Genomic DNA, 21,618 nt, shown 5'->3' with positions numbered 1-21,618 from the left:
CCCCGCGATCCGGTTCAACTCGATTGCAGTGTAGACATTACCCCGGCGCCAACAGCAGGTTCGGCGCCAGGCGATGGAACCCCTCCTCGTCCAGGCGGATGTCCAGCGCCAGGCTCGCCAGGTCGTCGGCCAGCGCTTCGGCGGCGGCGTCGTTCTCCAGGTAGCTCTGCTTCAAATAGCTCTGACACCCCGGGCAACATTCGGCGCGCAGCGGCGCCTTGCCGGCGGCGTAGCGGTCGTCTTCGAAGTGGCTGTAGCGCAAGTCCTTGCTCGACTCGCAATACACGCATTTGACCCGCACCACATGCCATTCGCAGGCACACAGCGAGCAGGCCAGGTAACGCAGGCCGTTGTGCTTGCCGCGGTTGCGCACCACCCCGGCCATGGCCGGCGAACCGCAGGCCGGGCATTGCGCCAGGCTGCCTGCGGGCTTGAGCTCGGGTTCGGGCAGCGCCAGCAACCAGCTCGACCAGGCCGCCTGCAACGCGGCGCCGATAAAGGGCACCAGCGCCGCCGGCAGCCCATCGTACTGGCCACCCAGCAAGGCGATGCCCCAGCCTTTGCGCTGGCTGTCGTCCGCGTCGCGCAAGGTTTGCAGCGCATCGGCCAAGGGGCCCTCGGCGTCGACCTTGAAATGCTCGAGTAGCGCCTGCAACCACGGCAACCACGGCCCTTCGCGCACCAGGCTGTCCGCCGCCAACGGCGGCAAGCCATGGCTTATGCACAGGCGCTGCCGCTCTGCCGCCACCGGCAAGGCGCCGGGCGGGTTATCCACAAGCAGCTGCTGGATCCGACAAAGCTGCGCAACCCATTGCAGGTACTCACCCAGGGCATTGCCCTCGGCCAGGTGCTGCAACCGCGCGGCCCGCAGTTCGAACAGGTTGGCGGGGGGCAGGTGCAGAAACGGCGGCATCACTGCCGACGCTTCGATCTGCCCGGGTTCGAGAATCGTGCTCAAACGGTCATCCTTCCTTACGGCCGTGATTGCTCGGCGTCTTGTCGCCGGTCACATCGCGGTACCAGAGTTCATGGTGCTTGCGTGCCCAGGCGCGGCTGACCCAGCCATGCAGCATGGCGCCGATCGAGCCCTTGATCCAGATCCCGGCATAGATATGCACGATGATGCTGAGGATCAGCACGAACGCCGCCAGGGCATGCAGCAGGGCCGACAGACGTATGACGTCGATGCCGAACCAGTGGCTGAAGTACGCCCGCCAGATCACCACGCCGCTGATCAACAGCACCAGCATGCAGGCCAGCAGGGTCCAGAACAGCAGCTTCTGCCCGGCGTTGTACTTGCCCACCGGCGGTACGCCCTCTTCCTTGTTCAGCATCACCCGGTCGACGCGGCGCAGCCACAGGCGGTCGTTGGCAGTGATGAAGTTGGCGCGCCAGAAGCGCAGCACCAGCCCGAGGAAGAACACGAACATCGCCACGCCGATGAACGGGTGGAGGATCCGCGTCCAGGGGCCGCCGCCGAACAGGTGGCTGAGCCAGAACAGCGCCGGGTGGAACAGCGCCAGCCCCGACAGGCCGGCCAGCACGAACAGGATCGCCACCACCCAGTGGTTGCTGCGTTCGTTGGCGTTGTAGCGCAGGATCGGTTTGTCGTCGTTCATGGCCGCTGCTCCCCCTGCCCGCCCGGGCGGTTCGGATCATAGACATGCACCGCCGGATCCACCTGATGGACCGTGTTATCCACAGGCGCCGGGTGTTCGTCCTCCTCGACCCGCTGCGGCCCGACGCGCACGTAGTGGAAGAACCCGGCCAATACCGCCGCGCCCATGGCCAGCAGCGCCAGCGGCTTGGTGAAGCCCTTCCACAACCCCACCAGCGGGCTGATCACCGGCTGGTCCGGCAGGCCGGCGTAAATCCGTGGCGTGTCGGCATGGTGCAGCACATACATCACGTGGGTGCCGCCGACGCCATCCGGGTCGTACAGCCCGGCGTTGTCATAGCCGCGCGACTTCAGATCGACGATGCGCTCGTCGGCATGCACCTTCATCTCTTCCTTGCTGCCGAAGACGATCGCCCCGGTGGGGCAGGTCTTCACGCAGGCCGGCTCCAGGCCCACGCTGACGCGGTCGGAACACAGGGTGCACTTGTACGCCTTGTGGTCCTTCTGCGAGATGCGCGGGATGTTGAACGGGCAGCCGGTGATGCAGTAGCCGCAGCCGATGCAGTGGTCCTGGTTGAAGTCGACGATGCCGTTGGCGTGCTTGATGATCGCCCCCGGGCTCGGGCAGGCCTTCAGGCAACCGGGGTCGGCGCAGTGCATGCAGCCGTCCTTGCGGATCAGCCACTCCAGGTTGCCATCGTCGCGCTCGTGCTCGGTGAAGCGCATCAGGGTCCAGGTTTCGGCGGACAGGTCCTGGGGGTTGTCGTAGGTGCCGTGGTTGTGGCCCACCTCGTCACGCAGTTCGTTCCACTCCGAGCACGCCACCTGGCAGGCCTTGCAGCCGATGCACTTGGTGGTGTCGATCAGCTTGGCGACTTCCTGCTGCTGGCGTACCGAGGGCGGCACGGTGGTGGTGGCGGAGCGGGCAATGATGTCTTGGCTGGCCATCAGAGTTTCTCCACTTTGACGAGGAACGACTTGGACTCCGGCGTCTGGGTGTTGCCATCACCGAGGAACGGCACCAGGGTGTTGGTCAGGTAGCCGTGCCGCGTGCTGCCGGTGAAGCCCCAGTGCAGCGGGATGCCGATCTGGTGCACGGTCTGGTTGTTGACCTGCAGCGGGCGAATCCGCTTGGTCACCACCGCCACCGCGTCGATATGCCCGCGCTTGCTCGACACCCGCACCCGGTCGCCGGCCTTGATGCCCTTCTCGTTGGCCAACACCTCGCCGATTTCGACGAACTGCTCGGGCTGGGCGATGGCGTTGAGCCGGCAATGCTTGCTCCAGAAGTGGAAGTGCTCGGTCAGCCGGTAGGTGGTCGCCGCATAAGGGAACTCGTCGTGGGTGCCGAGGGTGTCCCACACCGAATCGAAGATGCGCCCGGCCGGGTTGCTGGTGGCCTTCTTGTTCTGCGGGTGCAGCGGGTTGATCCCGATCGGCGTCTCGAACGGCTCGTAGTGCTCGGGGAACGGCCCCTCGGCCATCTTGTCGATGGCGAAGAACCGGGCCACGCCCTCGGGGTTCATGATGAACGGGTTCATCCCCGCTTCCGGTGGCGAGTCGACCTTGAAGTCCGGCACATCGGTGCCGGTCCAGGCCTTGCCGTTCCACCACACCAGGCGTTTTTTCTCCGGGTCCCACGGTTTGCCTTGCGGGTCGCTGGAGGCGCGGTTGTAGAGGATGCGCCGGTTGGCCGGCCAGGCCCAGGCCCAGTTCTGCACCTGGTGCATGCCGTACGGGTCGCTGTTGTCGCGGCGGGCCATCTGGTTGCCTTGCTCGGTCCAGCTGCCGGCGAAGATCCAGCACCCGGAGGCGGTGCTGCCGTCGTCCTTCATCTGGGCGAAGCCGGCGAGCTGTTGCCCGGCCTTGAGCGTGGCGCCGCTGGCGTCGGTGAGGTCGCTGACCGCCCAGCCGTTCATCTCCTTGGCCAGCTCCTCGGGGGACGGCTCCTCAGGGACCTTGTAAGGCCAGCTGATATTGAGCATCGCGTCGGGGTAAGCGCCGCCCTCGGCCTGGTAACGCTTGCGCAGGCGCAGGAACAGTTCGCTCATGATGTGCACGTCGGTGCGGGTTTCGCCCGGGCCGTCGGCGCCCTTCCAGTGCCATTGCAGCCAGCGGCTGCTGTTGACCAGCGAGCCATCTTCCTCGGCGAAGCAGGTGGTGGGCAGGCGGATCACTTCGGTCTGGATATTGGCCGTGTCGACGTCGTTGAACGGGCCGGCGTTGCGCCAGAACTCGGAGGTTTCGGTGGCCAGCGGGTCCATGATCACCAGCCACTTGAGCTTGGCCAGCGCGGCGGTGACGCGGTTCTTGTCCGGCAGCGCGGCAATCGGGTTGAAGCCCTGGCACATGTAGCCGTTGACCTTGCCCTGGCCCATCATCTCGAACATGCGCAGCACGTCGTATGCCGGTACGTCGAGCTTGGGCAGCCAGTCGTAGCCCCAGTTGTTTTCGGCGGTGGCATTGGCGCCGTACCAGGCCTTCATCAGGCTGACGTGGAACTTGCCGTAGTTCTGCCAGTACGACAGCTGCCCGGGGCGCAGCGGTTTGGAGGCGCGCTTGTCGATGTAGCTGGCGTAGTCCTGCTCGGCGTCGCCGGCCAGGGTGAGGTAACCCGGCAGCGAGTTCGACAGCAGGCCCAGGTCGGTCAGGCCCTGGATGTTTGAGTGCCCGCGCAGGGCGTTGACCCCGCCACCCGGCATGCCGACGTTGCCCAGCAGCAATTGCACCATGGCCGCACTGCGGATGATCTGCGCGCCGATGGAGTGCTGGGTCCAGCCCAGGGCGTAGAGGATCGTCATGGTCTTGCCCGGCACCGAGCAGGTGGCGATCTCTTCCCAGACTTTCATCATCTGGTCCTGGGGCATGCCGCAGGTCATGCTCGCCAGCTCCGGCGTGTAGCGGCTGTAGTGCTGCTTCATCAGCTGGTAGACGCAACGCGGGTGCTGCAGGGTCGGGTCGACCTTGGCAAAGCCATCCTCGCCCAGCTCGTAGCCCCAGCCGGACTTGTCGGCGTACACGCGCTTGGCCGCGTCGTAGCCGCTGAACAGCCCGTCCTCGAAGCCATAGCTTTCTTTGACGATGAACGACACGTCGGTGTAGTTGCGCACGTACTCGTGCTGGATCTTGTCGTTGCTCAGCAGGTAGTTGATCAGCCCGCCCATGAAGGCGATGTCGCTGCCGGTGCGAATCGGTGCGTAGTAATCGGCTACCGAAGCGGTACGGGTGAACCGCGGGTCGACCACGATCAGCCGCGCCTTGTTGTGCGCCTTGGCCTCGGTCACCCACTTGAAGCCGCACGGGTGCGCTTCAGCGGCGTTGCCGCCCATCACCAGGACCAGGTTTGCGTTGGCGATGTCAGACCAGTGATTGGTCATCGCGCCACGGCCGTACGTCGGGGCAAGACTTGCCACCGTCGGGCCGTGTCAGACACGCGCCTGGTTATCGAACCCCAGCATGCCGGTCGAACGGATCACCTTGTGCGTCAGGTAGCCCGCTTCGCTGGAAGCGGCGGACGCAGCGAGGAAGCCTGTGGTGAGCCAACGGTTGACCGTCTGGCCCTGGGCGTTCTTCTCGATGAAGTTGGCATCGCGGTCCTTTTTCATCAGGTCGGCGATGCGGTCGAGGGCTTCGTCCCACTCGATGCGGGTCCATTCCTTGCTGCCTGGCTTGCGGATCTCGGGGTACTTGAGGCGGCTCGGGCTGTGGATAAAGTCCAGCAGGCCCGCGCCTTTGGGGCACAGGGTGCCGCGGTTGACCGGGTGGTCCGCGTCGCCCTCGATGTGGATGATGCTTTGTTTGACGTTTTTGCCCGCATCGCCCTGGCTGTACATGATCAGGCCGCAGCCGACCGAGCAGTAGGGGCAGGTGTTACGGGTTTCTTTGGTGTGCGCCAGCTTGAAGTGGCGCACCTGCTCGGCAAATGCGGGGGTTGGGGCCATGCCCAACGCCGCAAGGCTCGAGCCTCCAAGGCCGACGGCGGCGACCTTGAAGAATTGCCGACGGTTGAGGTCCATCGTGCACTCCTGATCAGGTTCTCGGGCGCGCGGGACATGGCCGGCGCCTCAGGGACTTCACGGTGGCGGTGGACAGAGACCGCCAACCGTTAAGACTAGCCAAGAATCAGGGAAGTGCGCTGACCTGGGTCAATACCCCGTGGGAAACAGCGTGCGGTCCTGTGGGAACCTGTTGGTCTCAGCTGGCGACGCCGCTTTTCGGGCCACTGGCGATCAGCGCCGCGCCGCAGGCGGTCTTGTGGCCGTCGAGGGCGACCGGGGTACCGTCGACGTTATAGGTGGCGCTGCCTTCGACGATGGGGAACACGCCCTTGCACAGCGGGCAACTGACCATGTGCCCGACACCGGCGATGGGCTTGCCGTTGACGTTGGTGTTGCCGAAGGAGCCGAGCACCTTGCCACCGTGGGTGGTGGAATCGCCGAGGCGGATGATGTCTTTCATGGGGGAACTCCGTGTCAGTAAGGTGGCGTCGATGCCGGTGGCAAAGCCTAACATGGCGTGGCAGATCAGAGGCTATAGGCCATCAGTCCGATTGATGTGCTGAGGGTGACAAGGGCAGCCCGTCAGGGCACTGAGAGTTTTACCACCGAGCCATCGGCCACTCCTGCCATCTGCCGTGCGATGCAACCCCGGTAGCGCATGCCCTCGATGGCATTGCCTGCGTGCAGGTTATCCACCGAGAACGATCCACCGAAGGCAAACCCGGTGAGTGGCAGCAATCGCTGGCCCTGGGCCAGGGGGCCGTGCAGCGTTTGCCAGGCGTTCGCCAGGGGCCAACCGGTCAGCACCTTGTAATCCGCCAGAACTGCTGCTGCCCAACCCTCCAGGTCATCAGCCAGGTATTCGAACCCGCCTGTTTCCGGGTCGAATGTGTACACCTGGCCCTGGCGCAGGCAGAACTGCACACCGAATACGTCCTCGGCGAAGAACAACACTGGCGCTTCCTCCAGTTCAGGAAATTCGAAGCGCCACAACTCCGGGTCATTCCACTGCTGCAGGCTGGATTCGCTGCCCGGCGCGGTGGCCCCTGTGGCGAACACATGCAACGCGCTTTCAAAGGCGTAGAAGCCATTGCACCGCAAGAGCAGGCTTTCGAGTTCATCGGCCCGCGTACCCGCCAGGCCGCGACTACGTGCATCGAGCGTGTCAGGCAGGGCTAGGGGCTCACCTGCGATCGACAACAGTTTTTCCAGGCGGGTTATCTGCGTGTCCGTCAATTCAACTTTCCTTCGTTGTGCTGCATCAGCGTCTGCATCCGTGTAAACCTGCCGTGCATCGGACAAGGTCGCTCGCGAGCCATAGCCCAACAAATGCACCTCGGTTTGTGGGTATTGCTATTGGCCCTTCCCTTTGGAAATGCAAGGGACCGTGCAGCGCGACTAACGGCAGCGAGCTTTTCCTTCTTTAGCTCTGCTAAATGGTTCAATTTTTAATCCTGAACGCCTCTCTCAGAGTCACCTCGTCATCAAGGTCGCCATCTCCAAAGCACCTCACATTTGCCCCTACCAATAAAGTACTAAAGAGCTCGTACAACTCCAGCGACCTAAAATTGACCTCCAACCACGCAGAAAGTGAGTCAAGCCTGGTCAATCTCACATCATAAACAGCTAATGTTGACTGTTTCTGATCTTTGAGACACACAACTCCTTCGCCCCCTCCGACATGCGCTTTACTGGTGCGAATCCTTTCGATAACACGCTGCAACGCAGCCGGGTCATCAAAAACAATACTGTATTCGTAGCTCATGATCCATGCGGCCCTTTTCGTACGGTAAGCAGGTCTTCGGGATTATGGAACATTATTGCCACTAAGCCAGTAACGCTACTGGCTCGCACATCAAATTAAGTTAGTATCTAAGGAGAGCTACTTCCCCCATGAAAATGTCATTTAGCGCTGAAAAAACCTCATCGACCTCCACGACAGAGCTGGAAATATTGATTTGAACTGTACTGATCGGCTTCACCCAGCCACAGGCTTTAACGAAACTAAATACAACCCTATCTACAAATATTTCTACCTTTTGTATGCCACCATAGCCAGCAACACCCGGATTGCCAACCTCAGCATAATATGTATCCTGCCCAAGGCTTTCGTCCTGATCATCGTTCTCATCCGACCTTTGCAAAATGATAAACTCCGAAGGCTCCTCATGACTATCCGCAAAGCCGACTGTCAGAACATCCTCTTCTCTAGAGGCATTAAAATAAGTCGCTGTAAACTGTTTATTCATAGCTATGCCTTTCTGCTTCTGCTCAGCGGCCCATATCTTAGTTTCGCTATTTTCAGGCAAAGCGCAGTGAATTTTTGCCCCGATTTCAGCTGACGCCCTTCCATCTTACCCTTGCATTATGAGCATTGATAATCAATAACCATAACGTCTCGACGCCGAAGCGACCGGAGGCCTGAAGTAGGCAAGTGGTTACTCCCCTTTCACTTCAATGCAAGTCGGCTATCAGTTGCACTCGCGCCTTTCAACAGCGACGGCGACTTGCGGGTCGCGCTGGGGCTTTGAGCGCCTGCGCCGGCGGCGGTCTTGGCCTGCTACACCTTTTGCAGCGCGGCGTGGCTGCTTTTCGCCAGTTGCAGGCCGCTGCCGGCCAGGGCCTTAGACTTACATTCAAGTTTCGAGCTAAGCATCACTCTGATCAGGCTGTAAGCGTTAACCGGGCTTTTTCAATGGCCTCTTTAAGCACGCAAGCATCGCTCTCTGATAGCTTCAAGCTCTTTATTTCGCTCGCAAGATCAACTGAGCGAATCAATGAAGCAAGCATGAAATTAATCTGCTGGCGTCTTTCAGCCTCTTTAAACTCGCTGAAAGGCAGCTGTACTCGCAGCTCAATATCTTTACTAGCCATATGATAGCGCTTAACTTCCGGATAATCACCAACCCGCTCATCGGGCATAACTATCGATATAACACTCCACTTTTCCGCGCCACAAGACAGCTCAACATCTTTTACTAGTCCAGCAATAACCGGCTCTACCACTTTGCGCGCAGATGTCACTGCCTCACTTACCGAAATATGCTTTTCGCTCGACATCCAAAATTCCATCACCGGCTCCTAGTAGTCGCTCTTGCTCAACGGCAACCTTTTGCCGCCTTGTATTCAAGCATTTTCCTATTCTGCCAAGTATGCATATACTTCTTGCTACCCAACGCTTCTTCAACCATCTCCACGTTATTCTCTCTTAGATATTTTTTCGAATACCACCGAGCACCCATCGCGGCTTTGCCGCAACTCTCAACTTCGTTCTTGTCGGGATCTCTCAAAATATAGCCAGTAGCAGATTTAGTCGGGCAGTGATATTCCCATGAGTACCATTCGACCCACACGGACATGGCATGAATGGATCTTCCCCCGCCCCAAACTTACCACCCGCTGGCGCGACTGCCCTTTCAACAACCCTAACGGGTCAATCCACTCGACCGGGAGTAATGCCTCAGCGAGTCGATTCAATACCTGACCAATCGACCTGTTTTTTGGCAAATTCACGATCAGCGCTTAACATCGATAATTCACCGGCGAAGATCGGGTCCTCCTTCACCGCCGTTTCTTGAGCGGCGCTAAACACTACCGCCCCTGCACCACGAATGTTCTCCAAATGCATCTGAGCCACGTAGAAGTCATAAAAATCAATAATTGCCGCCTCCACACACTCCAAGCTCTCAAATTCACCCTCCTTGAAATACTGTGCAAGATCTGACAGAGCGTACAAGTACATATTGAATAGAACACTCTCTAATTTAGCGTCCTGCTCATCAACAACCGTGCTTCGCATGGTCTTCTCAACCCCTTTGAGAGTGACTTCTTTGCCTTCCGCAAGCCACTTCCATGCCCGATCTAGCAGACCTGTAAACACAGCTGAAACTACGATACCTTTACCCTCAAGAAGCGTTGCAAGTCGATCAAGTGACTTCAGCACGATATAAAGTGTAACTCGCTCGTCTCTACTCATATATCCCCGCTTCTATGATCACCATGTGCAACCGATGAAGCAGATTGCTATATTGCCGTACTGTAAATGGGCCCTGCCATATCCGCGCTGTTATTTTTCGCAACGTGGATCGCTTTCCATCAAACGGTTGAGTTTTTGGGGGACTGTCGTTCAGCTGGTTGCAACCTAGGTAAACCAGGCGACCGGGGGCCTATAACAAGCGACCAGCCGACTTTTAGATGAACCGCTACACCATGGTACTAAACGCCTAGCGCTGGAACCGCATGTTGCAAATTTTTTTTCCTGATTTCGTTCACCTTCTCAGCGTCACTCAGGTCCGTTCCGATTAACACATCCAGCAGTTCATTGCACCAAGCCACTTCTAGCTCGGTGTCCCTGTCTACATCTTCGTCTAAGATGTCGATTGCCTCAGGGACCTTCCCCAGCGCATATCGAACTGAATCATGGCTACCATTTTCCAAATACTGAATACAGTAGGACGTACAAATTACAGCGCACTGAGCCTGATCTACCAGTCCGTCACTGTAATCCTCAGAATCAGGAATACCACCATAAATCTCCTGATACATCAGCCTTAGCTCGTGTTTGCCTAGCAATATATTTCGCTGAAATAGACCCTCCAGAACCGAAGCATTCACATCTACACCGCGCTCGTATTTTTTACAATATCCACTATAAATTCCCGCCACACGCTCCGCCCCTAAAAGGCAAAACAGCGATACTCTATCCCTCGACATTCCGAATAATTTTTCAAAATATATGCTCATCAGATCCGCCTTTTGGTTTTATCGTTAGTGATTGACGCATCTGGGGTGACTTCACTCTCACACACCATCGTTTCGCGAACGATGCTTGCCGAATTGAAAAAACGCCAAGTACGTCGGAGCGAATTCGGGATCTCGTTGGCGCATTGATTGGCTGGGTCGTTGTCAAGGTTATCTTGTTGCTGCTCGTGAAGGCTCCTGGCAACGGCGACCTCTTCGCTGGCGTGGCTTCTGATCTGCTTGCCTCCCGATGAATGCCGCTACGGGGAGCAAGAAATCATTCTCACGCCTCCGAAAGCTCATGCTAGTGCCCTGTCTCAGAAATAGGCTGTTCACTTTTGGCGGTGTCTTGGACGCCCAGCCGGCGTTGCCACTCGCCAAAAGAGAACGTATTTCCGAGACAGGGCACTAGATCGCCTCAAGCTCTTGGGATGAGGTCTCAGGCAGGGGCAGGATTTCAACCCCCCTAACGCCAACCTCAACAAGTTTCGCCTTAAAAACACTGGAACAAAACAGCGTAGAAACCCCTGGATGAAGTTTGTTTAGCTTGAACAGATCAGGCGCATCTTCTTTTATTTCCAGCTGTTCAAAGCCTGTAACCCAATCCCTGCCCCCTATTATTACCTGAGAAGACGGCAAAACTAAATCACCATAGTCAAAACTATCGAAAACAACAACATAATACTGCGAAGAAACTATGCTTTTATTCAACCCAGAAACCACATCTACCTTTTGACAATCTAGCATTGCCACACCAAGCTCACGACAGGCCTCAACAAAGCCTTCACTTGCAACATACAGCCTGTCGTACAAAGCCCTTATAGTGAAATCATATTTCTTGGCATTCGCAATCAAAATCAGGCCAGATGGAAGTGCCTCATGCGGCTTACCTAATGCCGCATTGGAATACCAAGGAAATGCACCATGATCGAGACTCTTAGCATTTTCATAAAAATGATCATACAACGCCGCGTTCAATAGCCCGACAGGACACCCAACATCTTTCTTCTGCGACAGCATAAAAAACGCCACAACTCCCTTACTCCAGCCTGTTAGGGTTCTGCCCAGTTTTCGAAAGGTCCGCTCTTCGGCCTACTTGAAGCGCAGCAATCTCCTTTCTCGCACCTGCTGCATCTATTTTGTTAGCAATAAAATCTTGCCTGATGAGAGATGGCAGCCACACGACAAATGCAATAGCCATTAGACGGCTCATTGCACGGTTTCCAAAACCCTTTGCTGCTTAGCCATTTCCATTAGAGCCTTCTCTAAAAGAGACATATCAGGTGGATTTTTTCGACCCTTTCCCTTTCAGCCAAGCGGGGACTTTTTTTCTACACAATTCGTATCCCGCCTCAGAGAAATCACTGACTCGATAGTCCCTCTCAATCAACTCTCCGTCTTGGTCAAATGGATTCGCCAACAAGAGACCCTTTCGGAAGAAAAAATCGTATTCTGCGAACTGCGCTCTTTTTACAACAGCTTGGGACTCCAAGTCAGGTACTAGATCCCCATTTTCATTCAGCAGCCTGTAAGCAGAAACCAGCTCACCAGGCGCACCCCAGACAACACGATTCTTGCCTTCCGTCATGCCAACCCCACTAATGGTTCAGCGCGGCTAGGTTCTAACCCAGCCGCTCTTGACTTCAACGTCCACGGCCTGCTGTCCGAGAACAACTTCGCGAAACCGGTTTTCTCCGACCAGATATTGCCGCCGAAGAAGCGGCCTTCGGAACAGACGCTGGTCAGCTTAAGCCCTTGAGAGACTAGCACTTTCCTCTAAAGGCAACCGTGCATCATAGCTGTAAAACACCTCGCCTTTTTAAGTACGTGAGCAGTCGATGAAGAGCCACCACCTTGCCCCTATCTTGCGTCGTTGCAACTAAAATGCGAGACATCGATTTCCTAATTGAGCTTACAGCAGCCCCCTCATTATTCAGGAGCTGATCCGACTCCAAATCCCGCACCTCGTATGCCGTCCCTGAGCGGTTCGCAGAAAATCTTACTATCGAATTCCCTCCAACCACCACCGCCCCATCAAGAGCACCATCGTGCAAATAAAACTCCACACTTAGGTTTCGTGAAAGAATCCTTTTCAGCAATGGAACTAATCGAACACCCGGCGAGAGAGAAATACCACAACCACTTTCTCTTCCATTGAAAAAATAACGCTTTAGTGTCACATCCACGGAGCGCACAAAATGGACAGCGAGATAGTCCTTCTCATAGAGGCAAAAATCATCTGCATCGCCAACCATATCAAAATTTTCTTTTTTAAGCTCAGCCTCGCCAAAGGCCCTCAAGCCAAACATCTCAGCTTTGATACTTGACGCCCCCATCAAATAGCTAAAGCACAGTTCAAAAACATTACATTTCAAGTGATTCATCTGCCTTGCCTATTGACAGAGTTTGTTCCACTACCGTGATGCGCTTGTGAAATACCCTTGACCTTCGTGAGTTCAGCCACTTAAAAAAGGGAACAGATTTATTTTCTCAACCCTAACTTCTGTCTAACCTGATTCTTTTGCTCGATGCATTTAGCGGCGACTTGCGTAGGCTCGTCCACGAACCGACTGTTGTCCGCCTGCTCTGCCCGTCAAAAAGCCTATCTAATCAAGTTAAATTTTTCTGCCGGAACTTCCTTAGCTCTGTGCCCCTTGACCCCAAGCCGGCAGAAATTTGAATAAAAAACAAATCTGTCCCCTTTCATTTTTAGAAATCACTCCGCTTTCCAAAAACGTTTCCTTTTAAGCTTTTTACGGAACAAATCCAACTCCTCTCGACCACAGCACGCCTCATACCTATCCGAAAGCTTACCTTTAATCTTCTCCAGCCTAGAAATCATTTGAGAATTACATATAAATCTTGCAGTTTCCACGCGATAATCCCTTTCGTCATTCGCGGTAACCTCTTCACGCACATAGTAATGCAGCCCGATATTCCTTAACGAAATCAGGAGATACTCCAACTCCCAAAGAATATCTACAGCCTCTTCACCAGAGATTGTTACATCTTGTTCTTCACGCAACTATTTCCCCTCCCCACTGAGTTAAATTTTGATCCACTCTGAACCGCCGAAGCTATACATCCCCCGGTCGCTCCCAAAACTCAATTTTATCCAATACCCTCTCCAGATCATCCATATCATCATCGCCTAGCGTATCATCGAATCTTGAAGAAATTATCATTCTCATTTTTGCCAGCCTGTCAGTCACCCGCTCGGAATCAACAAACTTCGTGATCGCCGCACAGTAATCTTCACAATCCGCGAGATCCGCAATTGACCCACTTTCATAGTGCCGATTCAATCTTCCAAGCGACACCAAAATAAACTCTACCTCCCTCAATAAGGCGTCCACATCTTTTCTGCTCAGGGAAATTTCTTCATTTTCACTTCTCATAATCACTTCCTTTGCACCACTGTATGATTTTTCAGTTCAAGATCACCTTTGACCGTCAACTCTTTTTTGTGATAGCGGGGATTATCCACCCACTCCAGCCTACTATTCTCAACATCAGTTTCTATATAATCCCGACCTTTATTTTCCTTGATCTGATATTTTTTCTGCACCTCAACTTTTGACAACGGCTTTTTACTGGCAGGTTCCAGATACACTCTATTATTGTCCTTCGCACGAATCACCCCATCCTCACATATCGCGTTCGAACCCTGCCTACTTGTATAATGTCGAACTCTAGTGGTTCCATTGTTTTTGGCACTTAACCCCAAAGGGTCAATCCAAAGTATGGGGTTCAAGGCATAAGAATAGAGGTTTAGGCCACCCGCGTAGCTTATAGGATCTTGGCTCGTGAACCGCCCAACCATCGGATCATAGTACCGATAGCGGTTGTAATGCAGCCCTGTCTCGTGATCGTGGTACTGCCCTTGGAAGCGAATCGGGTTGGTCATCCCAACCTGCTTGGCCCACTCCGAGCGCACCTCGCGCACTTCACCCCAAGCCTTGTACTGACCGGCCCACGCCACCTCGCCGTTATGATCGGTAAGCTCCATCGGCGTACCGAGGTGATCACATTGATACCAAGCAATCGCATCGATCGGATGCGGTTTCACCTCGTGTTGCCAGAGCGGGTCCTGATCAATGTCGTATTCACGACCGTGCCAATCCGGCTGACGCAGCAAACGAATCGGCTCCTTGCGCAACGCCTGGGCAACTGGCACAAAGCTTCCCGGCTCATACAGGTAATGCACCGTGCGCCCGGTCTCACCTTCGTCCTGCGGCGGCGAGCTTTCCCAGGCGAGGGTATCGCCATCCCAGCCGTACAAGGTGTAGCCACAGCCCAGTTCACGCTGGCGCTTGGCGCGCTGCATCTGGTTCCAACCACTGCCGGCACGCGGATCATCCTGATGATGCGCGGTGGAGTGTTTGTGCAGACGGCGGCCCAAGGCGTCGTAGCTGTAAACGACACTGAGCTTGCCATCGTCAAAATGGGTCAAGCGGTCGAACAGGTCCCAGGTCAGGTGGGCCTTGTCGCCGTTATGCAGCCGGTTGATCAGATTGCCACGGTCGTCGTACTGGTAATGGGTCCCGGCGTACTCGCGCAACAGGTTGTCCATCAGCTTGTTACGGCGCGGATCGCTTTCCAGCGGACGGTTGAGCTCCTGGGTTTTGTCGTCCAGCAGGTTGCCGGCCGGGTCGAAGGCAAAGGTCTCGACACCGAGGCGGCTGGTGGCTTGTAGCAGGCGACCAACGGGATCGTACTGATAGGCCAGGACGCCACGGCGGGTGTCGTGAATATCCGTCAGCTGACCAACCGCATCGTATTGATACTGGCGTTTGAGCAAGGTGGACTTGCCATCGTGGCTGCCCAGCAGTTGCTCCTGAAGACGTCCGGCCGGATCCCAAGCCTGGGTTTGCATCAACTGGTTGCCCTGATGACGCGCCACTTCGCGGTGCAGGTCATCACGCTCGTAGGCCAGCAGCTCATGCTGGTCGATGGTCATGCCCAGCACATGGCCGCTGCCGTAGGTGAGCGTGTTGACTTTGTGGCCATCGGGGCGAATGGTCGCCGTACGCAGGTTCAGCGCGTCGTACTCATGCTTCCATACCGCGACCATCGGCACATCGGTCTTCAGGTAGTACTGATGCTCACGGGTCACATTGCCCGCCTCATCATGGAACCACTGCAGCTTGCTGTCGGCGTTGAGGGCCTGGACCAAGTTGCCGTTACCGTCGTAGGCGAAGGTCTCTTCCTGCCGCTGACCGTCTTGACTCGCTATACGTGAGGCCAGGCGACCCACAGCATCGAAGGTGATATCGACCCGGCGCTGGCCAACGTAGGTACTGGCGAGGCGACCACTGTCCGGGTCGTACTGGTAGCGCGTCACCAGGCCATCGAAGCCCTTCTCTTCCAGCAGGCGACCCACTGGGTCGTAAAGGAAGGTGGCCTTGCTCTCGTTTTCGTTCTCGAGCCCGACCAGGCGGCCGAGCTTGTCCCAGCGATAGCGCAGCGTGTGTTCATTGGCATCCACGCGCTCGGCCAATTTGCCCACCGCGTTGTAGGACCAGGTGGTGCAACGGTCCAGCGCGTCGGAGTGCGCCAGCAGACGGCCTTCGGCGTCGCGCTCGAAACGCTCTTCGGTGTTGTCCGGATGAATGACTTTCGCCAGTTGACCAGCCTTGTACTCATAGCTGGTCTTGCTGCCGGCGGCATCGGTGAACAGCACCAGACGGCCGAGATCGTCGTACTCCCACTGGCTGGTCTTGCCCGAGCAGTCGGTGAACTCGACCAACTGATCCGCTGCGTTGTACGCCAGCTTCTTCTCGTTGCCGTTGGCATCCTTGATCGCCTTGACCAGGCCCGAAGGCGTATAGGCGAATTCGGTCTTGTTGCCCAGCGGGTCGGTGGTCTCGACCAGGTTGCCCTGCTGGTCGTAATCACGCAGCCACAGGCCACCTTCGGCATCACGGATCTTGATCGGATGGCGACGGTCGTCATAAACAATGTGGATCTTGCTGTGGTCCGCACGGATATGGCGGACGACGCTGCCCTGATCATCGTAGTCGTAGCGGTCTTCGCGGCCGTCGGCGTGCACATGGCGCACCACCTTCTTGCGGTCATCGCGGAAGATCCACTCCGAGCGCTCGTCCGGGTAACGCACACGGTAGAGATGGCCAAGGATGTCGTAGTAGTACCAGGTCTCCTGACCGTGGGCGTCGGTGACGTAGGTCAGACGGATGTTTTCATCCCACTCCAGGCGGGTGTCGTAGCTGCCGTCGTCGGCCCACTCATGAATAGCCTTGGCTTGGGCGCTGCTACCGTCCCATTCCAGGTTCATGCCGCGACCGGTGCGGTCGGTGTAACGGGTAACCAGGTGATTCTGATACTGGTAGTGCCAGGCGGCACCGTTTTCATCTTGGGCGGCGATCAGATCGCCTTGCTCGTCGTAGTGGTAGGCGCACAACTGACGCAGCGGCTGGCCGTCGCGCATTTCCCACAGGCCGGTGATATGGCCGTGGTCGTCGATCAGGGTGCCGAGGTGACGCAATACATCCTTCACATCGCCTTGGAAGGTAATGATGTCGGACAGCACCGGGCGGCCGTCGTGGCGGTGCTCGTAATGCAGCATGCAGCCGGCGTCGTTCTGCAGCATGATCTTGCGCAGGTAGTAACGGTCACCGACGCGCAGGTAATACTCCTTGCGCACGAAGCCGCGGCAGATCACCAGCTCTTCTTCGGTGCTGCGGACCAGCAGCAGGTCTTCGATGGCGTTGAACTGCGCCTGGCCAACCTTCGGCAGTTCGAATTTGTGACTACGGCCATCGAAGTCGTGGAACAGCAGACCTTTGCCCACCTCGTCGATGCGAGTGGTCAATGGTGTCACCCAGCGAGCACCCAAATTGCCTTGGTCGTACTCGGCCAGGCGTGAGTGGTAGATGCGCTGCCACTCGATGGGGAAAGCGCCTGGCAGGCTAAAGTCTGTGTGGATAATGAATTCCGAGCCGAGGGCGAAACTGATGTGGTGCTCGGTGACCGCTGGTGGCGTTGGCCGTGGTATTGGACAGCTGTCTACGATAGGGCTTGGCGTATGCTCCGCCGGCGCTTGAGTGTCGGTTTTACCCAACTCACCCCTGCCCTTCTCCCGCTCCACCGTGGTCACTTTGTCCTGCTTGGCCACCCCGGGCTGGCCGTTCTTGTTGCGCTTGCGGAACCCCTTCACCGCCCCGCCCAGCACGTTGAGCATCCAGCCGATGCTCATCTGCGTGCCCGGGTCGGCCAGCTTGTTCAACTGCCGGGCCATCTCCGGGCCCAACGCACGCAGCTGGCCGGTGTTGGCCAGCACCTTGGTCTTGATTTCGTCCGGCAGCAGCTTGCTCGTCGCGCTGTTGGCCAGGCCCTTGCCGGCAGCCTTGTAGGCGCTGTGCACCGCACCGAAGAAGTTGCTGAACGCCTCCTTCGGATCGTTGAGCAGTTTGTCGGCGGCAGCCGACGCCTGCTTGCTCGCCTTCGACATGTCGCCCTTGGCGTCCAGCTGGCCCAGGGTGACCTTCTCCAGCCCCGTGGCGATCTCGCCGGTCATCTTGGTGCCGAACGCACCGGCGTCGGCGAGGATCTCGGCAATTTTCGGCTGGGCCTGCTTGACGAAGTCATCGATGGTCCCGGCGATGGTCGCATTGAGATGCCCGATCAACACCGTGATCAGCGAGTCGCCCAGCAGCATCTTGGCGCTGTTGCGCAGCTCCTGGCGCACCAGGAACAGGGTCGGGCGCAGGCTCATGCGCGCGGCGGCCATGGTCGGCGGCGCTGGCAGCACGCCGATCAGGTTGATGCCCAGGCTCACCCAGTCGAGCACCTGGCGTTCCTTGCTCTTGACCAGGGTGACCACGTCGCCCAGGGCATCGACCAAGGCCATGATATTGCCCACCACCGGCAAGGCGCCGGCCACGGACTTGATCCGTTCGAGGGTGACGTAGCCGCCGCTGACCGATTGCAGCCAGGCGTCGAAGGCGGCGGCGCCACGGCCGACGTCCTTGGCATCGATGGTGTTGAGGGGGGCGACGGCGACCTGCGGTTCGCGCTGCTTGGCGTCGGTCATGCCAGCACCTCACTGCTCAGGCTTTTCGCCGGGTTGAGCGGTGGGGTGAGCGTGGGCAGGCTCGGCAGCTGGCGGGCCGCGTTGGCGGCCTTGAGCGCCGGCGCCGCGCCGGGCACCACATTGCTGGCCAGCTGGGCCATGGCGCCGGTGTCGCCGCCGACGGCGGCCTTGACCTGCTGCACCTTCTGCAGCGCGGCCTGGCCGCTTTTCGCCAGTTGCATGCCAGTGCCGGCCAGGGCCTTGCCCTGCTCCAGCATCCCGGTGCCGCCGGGGCCCATCATCGCTTTACCTTGTGCCATCGCGTTCTGTACCAATCCCTTGCCCTTGTCCATGCCTTGCTGTGCCAGTGCCAGGCCCTTGCCCAGCAGGCCGTCGGCGCCCTTGCCGGCGCTCAGCACCTCGCCGACCACGGCCTGCTGGCCGGGGGCGATGTCGTTGAAGTCGGTCTTCGCCGGCCAGACGCCAGCACCGAAGTGGCTGCCGTCGGCCCAGGTGTCGGCCGGGTCCAGGCCGAAGTCGACCCACAGCGGGCCGGCGGCAGCGCCGCTGGCCATGTTGAAACCCTGGCCGTCGAGCTTGCCCTTGATCGACTTGCCCAAGGCATCGATCACGTCGTAGTCGCCGGTCTTCACGCCCTTGCTGTTGGCGTACTGGTACAACAGCTCGAGGTTGCCCTTGCCTGGCTTGGGCGGTTCAGGGAAGGTGCCGGCCTTGCTGGCAGCGCCGATATGGGCGAACTGCGCGGCCTTGGCGGTGTAGTTGGCGCTGGTGACGTGGGTGATGCCGCCGGCGTTGTAGGTCGTGCCGCTGCCGCCGCCCTGCAGCACCAGCTCGGTCTTGGCGGTGAGCACGATGCGGTCGGCGTTGGCGGTGACGTCGAGCTTGGCCAGCAGGTTGATGTTGTCCTTCAAGGCGCGGATATCGATGTCGCCGGAGGCCGACACCAGCTTCCAGCCCAGGCTCTGCACGAACAGGCGCATGCCTTGGCTGGCGCTGGCCAACAGCCGCTTGCCGGCGGTCAGGCTGGTGTGGCCGGTGCTGCTCAGGGCAAGGTGCTCGCCGGTGGTGATGTGGTTGGGGCCCGGGGTGGTCAGGGCGATACCGGCGGGGCTGGAGAGCACCAGGTGCGGCTGGGCGAACTCGGGGAATTCGTTGGCGCTCTGGTTGACCGGGCCGCTGCCGAGGATGCCCTGGTGCTGCTCGTGCAAACGCTTGGCGACATCGTCCTGGTCGCCGGGTTCCTGGGCCTGCATCTGCTTGGCCAGCTCGGCCAGGCTGTCTTGCTGGTCGCTGGCGGTGGCCAGGCGTTCGGCGGTTTCGGGCAGGTCCTTGTGGTGCTTGGCTTCGTTGGCGCGCGGTTCGGTGGTGAGCAGCAGGCCGCCGGCAGCGCGGATGGCGCCGTGGCGGTCGGTACGCAGTTCAAAACCTTCACCACGCGGGGCGCCGCCGGAGGGGCGCGGATGGGTCAGGTAACCGAGGTTCAGCGCACTGGCACCGTGGTCGCTGCGCAGGCCGATGCTGATTTCGCTGGTGGTGTCGTCGATGCGCAGTTCGTTGCCGCGGCTGCCCTTGTATTCCTTGCTCTTGATGGTGGCCAGGGTCTTCAGATCGGGCAGCTTGTAGTGCGGCATGTTCACGCCGTGGTACAGGCAACCGGTCACCAGCGGTTGGTCGGGGTCGCCTTCGAGGAAGCTGACCAATACCTCCATGCCCACTCGCGGCAATTGCAGCCCGGCGATACCCTGCCCGGCCCAACTGCTGGCCACGCGCATCCACACGCTGGACTTGTCGTCGGCCTGGCCCTCACGGTCCCAGAAGAACTGCACCTTGATGCGGCCGAATTCGTCGCAGTAAATCTCTTCGCCAGCCGGGCCGCTCACGATGGCGCGCTGGGTGCCGAGGATGCGTGGCTTGGGGTGGTTCAGGGGCGGGCGATAGGCCGCGTCCCACGGGGTGGCGCTGAACAGGTTGCGGTAGCCCTGCTGGAAGCCATCGTACTTGGCGTCGATATCGCTGGTGATGGCTTCTTCCAGCACCTGCGGCTGACGGCCCTGGTGGGTCACTTCAAGCAGCAGCCAGAGGTCATTCCAGGCGGCATTGGGGTGACTGGCCAGGGTCAGGAAGTGCCCGCTGGCGAGCAAGGGCTGGTCGCTGTGCCCTTCAGCCAGGCGGAAGTCGCTGCGGTGGCGTTCCAGGGCGCGGGTGGCCAGGTGCTTGCCACGGGCGCGGTCGAGAAAACGCCCGGGGTAGTCGTAGTCTTCCAGCTCAGGCTCGGCGTGGCTGACCGACTCGCCTTCGAGCTGGATCAGCGGCTTCTTGAAGTCGTAGTCGCGACGGGTGACGCTGCTGGTGCGGGTTTCCACGCGCAGGCCGAAGCGCTTGATCATCGGCGTGTCGGCCACCAACCCGGCGTCCTGCTGGTAGGCCACCGGGGCCAGCTTGCGGAACACGGTCTGGTCGTCGCCGAACACCAGTTGGTGGCCGGCAGCGCTGTGGCGGAAGTGGTAGTGAATGCCCTCTTCTTCGCACAGGCGCTGGATGAATTGCAGGTTGGACTCGTCGTACTGCACGCAGTACTCGCGCTCGGGGTACGTCGCGCCCAATTGGAACTGGTAGGCGTTGCCAAGAATGCCGTGCTCTTCGAGCACCTGGGCAATGATCTTCGGCACGCTCATGTGCTGGAACATGCGCTGGTTGATGCGGTGGGCCAGGTACGCCAGCTGTGGGCGTAACGTGACCTGGTAGCGGGTCAGGCGCTTGCCTGCCTCGCCTTGCGCGGCGCGGTAGATCAGGCCATGCAGGCCCCGCCCGTCGTCGCCGAGCTGAAGGAACGCGGGCTTGTGCAGCAGGCTTTCCAGGTCCCGCGAGGGGTGCTCGCTGACCAGTTCCAGGTCGATGGAGTACACCTGACTGATGGCTTCGCTGCCATCGAAGGCGAGTACCTGGAAGTCATGCTCCAGGCCATCGATATGCAAGCTGAAGTGGGTCTGGTTCGCGGCGGCAAACATCCTTGTCCCTCTGTAGCGAGAATGGGCTGGTGAAACGACCGCAGCCCGCGGCGCAAGCGCGGCGGGCTACGGTGGGGTCCAGGCTTAGCCTGCGACCGGCGCGCGCCAGTCGTCGGAACCGGAAGTACCGGACACTTCGTGGGTCCAGGTGATCTTGCGGTAGGTGAAGTGCACGTCTTCCAGGTGGGTGAAGTGAGCGTT

At 58.6% G+C, this 21,618-nt stretch carries 19 protein-coding genes and 1 pseudogene; all 20 read right to left on the bottom strand.

Annotated elements, in window-relative coordinates; translation table 11 throughout:
- Window positions 1-37: 37 nt before the first annotated feature.
- The gene (gene fdhE / locus ACO6VM_RS26030) at window positions 38-958 is read right to left on the bottom strand and encodes a formate dehydrogenase accessory protein FdhE (protein WP_422404009.1); all 921 of its coding nucleotides are present in this window, start codon (window positions 956-958) and stop codon (window positions 38-40) included.
- 4 nt (window positions 959-962) lie between these two features.
- Window positions 963-1,619 (bottom strand): formate dehydrogenase subunit gamma, encoded by a 657-nt coding sequence (locus tag ACO6VM_RS26025; protein WP_323830293.1) that lies wholly within the window; start codon window positions 1,617-1,619, stop codon window positions 963-965.
- Window positions 1,616-2,566 carry a formate dehydrogenase subunit beta gene (gene fdxH / locus ACO6VM_RS26020; protein ID WP_422404008.1) on the bottom strand — a complete coding sequence of 317 codons (951 nt, stop codon included), beginning with the start codon at window positions 2,564-2,566 and terminating at the stop codon, window positions 1,616-1,618. Before fdxH ends, ACO6VM_RS26025 begins: the two co-directional genes overlap by 4 nt.
- On the bottom strand, window positions 2,566-5,634 hold the full coding sequence (gene fdnG / locus ACO6VM_RS26015) for a formate dehydrogenase-N subunit alpha (protein ID WP_258644279.1): 3,069 nt from the start codon (window positions 5,632-5,634) through the stop codon (window positions 2,566-2,568). Before fdnG ends, fdxH begins: the two co-directional genes overlap by 1 nt.
- Window positions 5,635-5,812: 178 nt before the next feature.
- Window positions 5,813-6,076: a PAAR domain-containing protein gene (locus ACO6VM_RS26010; protein WP_011531938.1), complete on the bottom strand. Its 264-nt coding sequence runs from the start codon at window positions 6,074-6,076 to the stop codon at window positions 5,813-5,815.
- A 122-nt stretch (window positions 6,077-6,198) separates the two neighbouring features.
- Window positions 6,199-6,918 carry an SMI1/KNR4 family protein gene (locus ACO6VM_RS26005; RefSeq protein ID WP_422404007.1) on the bottom strand — a complete coding sequence of 240 codons (720 nt, stop codon included), beginning with the start codon at window positions 6,916-6,918 and terminating at the stop codon, window positions 6,199-6,201.
- Between the two features lie 139 nt (window positions 6,919-7,057).
- Complete coding sequence (locus tag ACO6VM_RS26000) at window positions 7,058-7,381, bottom strand: hypothetical protein (RefSeq protein WP_401057960.1); 324 nt, start codon at window positions 7,379-7,381, stop codon at window positions 7,058-7,060.
- 100 nt (window positions 7,382-7,481) lie between these two features.
- A complete protein-coding gene (locus ACO6VM_RS25995; protein ID WP_401057958.1) occupies window positions 7,482-7,865 on the bottom strand; it encodes an Imm10 family immunity protein in 384 nt (127 codons plus the stop codon).
- A 415-nt stretch (window positions 7,866-8,280) separates the two neighbouring features.
- On the bottom strand, window positions 8,281-8,688 hold the full coding sequence (locus ACO6VM_RS25990; RefSeq protein WP_401057956.1) for a hypothetical protein: 408 nt from the start codon (window positions 8,686-8,688) through the stop codon (window positions 8,281-8,283).
- Between the two features lie 26 nt (window positions 8,689-8,714).
- The gene (locus ACO6VM_RS25985) at window positions 8,715-8,975 is read right to left on the bottom strand and encodes a hypothetical protein (RefSeq protein ID WP_401057954.1); all 261 of its coding nucleotides are present in this window, start codon (window positions 8,973-8,975) and stop codon (window positions 8,715-8,717) included.
- Window positions 8,976-9,076: 101 nt separating this feature from the next.
- Complete coding sequence (locus ACO6VM_RS25980) at window positions 9,077-9,592, bottom strand: hypothetical protein (protein ID WP_401057952.1); 516 nt, start codon at window positions 9,590-9,592, stop codon at window positions 9,077-9,079.
- Window positions 9,593-9,831: 239 nt separating this feature from the next.
- The gene (locus ACO6VM_RS25975) at window positions 9,832-10,359 is read right to left on the bottom strand and encodes a hypothetical protein (protein ID WP_401057951.1); all 528 of its coding nucleotides are present in this window, start codon (window positions 10,357-10,359) and stop codon (window positions 9,832-9,834) included.
- A 405-nt stretch (window positions 10,360-10,764) separates the two neighbouring features.
- Window positions 10,765-11,376, bottom strand: a complete 612-nt coding sequence (locus ACO6VM_RS25970; protein WP_401057949.1) for a hypothetical protein — start codon at window positions 11,374-11,376, stop codon at window positions 10,765-10,767.
- Window positions 11,377-11,635: 259 nt separating this feature from the next.
- On the bottom strand, window positions 11,636-11,944 hold the full coding sequence (locus tag ACO6VM_RS25965) for a hypothetical protein (protein ID WP_401057947.1): 309 nt from the start codon (window positions 11,942-11,944) through the stop codon (window positions 11,636-11,638).
- A 205-nt stretch (window positions 11,945-12,149) separates the two neighbouring features.
- Window positions 12,150-12,740 carry a hypothetical protein gene (locus ACO6VM_RS25960; protein WP_401057945.1) on the bottom strand — a complete coding sequence of 197 codons (591 nt, stop codon included), beginning with the start codon at window positions 12,738-12,740 and terminating at the stop codon, window positions 12,150-12,152.
- Window positions 12,741-13,072: 332 nt separating this feature from the next.
- Window positions 13,073-13,381: a hypothetical protein gene (locus ACO6VM_RS25955; protein WP_401057944.1), complete on the bottom strand. Its 309-nt coding sequence runs from the start codon at window positions 13,379-13,381 to the stop codon at window positions 13,073-13,075.
- 52 nt (window positions 13,382-13,433) lie between these two features.
- Window positions 13,434-13,754, bottom strand: coding sequence for a hypothetical protein (locus tag ACO6VM_RS25950; RefSeq protein ID WP_401057942.1), 321 nt, complete (start codon window positions 13,752-13,754; stop codon window positions 13,434-13,436).
- Between the two features lie 2 nt (window positions 13,755-13,756).
- Window positions 13,757-18,409: an RHS repeat-associated core domain-containing protein gene (locus ACO6VM_RS25945; RefSeq protein ID WP_401057940.1), complete on the bottom strand. Its 4,653-nt coding sequence runs from the start codon at window positions 18,407-18,409 to the stop codon at window positions 13,757-13,759.
- A complete protein-coding gene (locus ACO6VM_RS25940; RefSeq protein WP_422404006.1) occupies window positions 18,406-21,417 on the bottom strand; it encodes a type VI secretion system tip protein VgrG in 3,012 nt (1,003 codons plus the stop codon). Before ACO6VM_RS25940 ends, ACO6VM_RS25945 begins: the two co-directional genes overlap by 4 nt.
- 84 nt (window positions 21,418-21,501) lie before the next feature.
- Window positions 21,502-21,618 (bottom strand): annotated as a pseudogene (locus tag ACO6VM_RS25935) (type VI secretion system tube protein Hcp); the annotation flags it as partial.

The sequence above is a fragment of the Pseudomonas sp. GZD-209 genome, assembly GCF_049310485.1.
Lineage (GTDB): Bacteria > Pseudomonadota > Gammaproteobacteria > Pseudomonadales > Pseudomonadaceae > Aquipseudomonas > Aquipseudomonas sichuanensis.
The sequence above is the reverse complement of the archived record's forward strand: the minus strand, read 5'-3'. Positions and strand labels throughout refer to the sequence as shown.

Coding starts and splice junctions, on each gene's coding strand:
- ACO6VM_RS25975 (WP_401057951.1), bottom strand. CDS start 10,359: ATGAGCATATATTTTGAAAAATTATTCGGAATGTCGAGGGATAGAGTA.
- ACO6VM_RS25950 (WP_401057942.1), bottom strand. CDS start 13,754: ATGAGAAGTGAAAATGAAGAAATTTCCCTGAGCAGAAAAGATGTGGAC.
- ACO6VM_RS25945 (WP_401057940.1), bottom strand. CDS start 18,409: ATGACCGACGCCAAGCAGCGCGAACCGCAGGTCGCCGTCGCCCCCCTC.
- ACO6VM_RS25940 (WP_422404006.1), bottom strand. CDS start 21,417: ATGTTTGCCGCCGCGAACCAGACCCACTTCAGCTTGCATATCGATGGC.
- ACO6VM_RS25985 (WP_401057954.1), bottom strand. CDS start 8,975: ATGTCCGTGTGGGTCGAATGGTACTCATGGGAATATCACTGCCCGACT.
- ACO6VM_RS26010 (WP_011531938.1), bottom strand. CDS start 6,076: ATGAAAGACATCATCCGCCTCGGCGATTCCACCACCCACGGTGGCAAG.
- ACO6VM_RS26025 (WP_323830293.1), bottom strand. CDS start 1,619: ATGAACGACGACAAACCGATCCTGCGCTACAACGCCAACGAACGCAGC.
- fdxH (WP_422404008.1), bottom strand. CDS start 2,566: ATGGCCAGCCAAGACATCATTGCCCGCTCCGCCACCACCACCGTGCCG.
- ACO6VM_RS25965 (WP_401057947.1), bottom strand. CDS start 11,944: ATGACGGAAGGCAAGAATCGTGTTGTCTGGGGTGCGCCTGGTGAGCTG.
- ACO6VM_RS25970 (WP_401057949.1), bottom strand. CDS start 11,376: ATGCTGTCGCAGAAGAAAGATGTTGGGTGTCCTGTCGGGCTATTGAAC.
- ACO6VM_RS25980 (WP_401057952.1), bottom strand. CDS start 9,592: ATGAGTAGAGACGAGCGAGTTACACTTTATATCGTGCTGAAGTCACTT.
- ACO6VM_RS25960 (WP_401057945.1), bottom strand. CDS start 12,740: ATGAATCACTTGAAATGTAATGTTTTTGAACTGTGCTTTAGCTATTTG.
- ACO6VM_RS25990 (WP_401057956.1), bottom strand. CDS start 8,688: ATGGAATTTTGGATGTCGAGCGAAAAGCATATTTCGGTAAGTGAGGCA.
- ACO6VM_RS25995 (WP_401057958.1), bottom strand. CDS start 7,865: ATGAATAAACAGTTTACAGCGACTTATTTTAATGCCTCTAGAGAAGAG.
- ACO6VM_RS26000 (WP_401057960.1), bottom strand. CDS start 7,381: ATGAGCTACGAATACAGTATTGTTTTTGATGACCCGGCTGCGTTGCAG.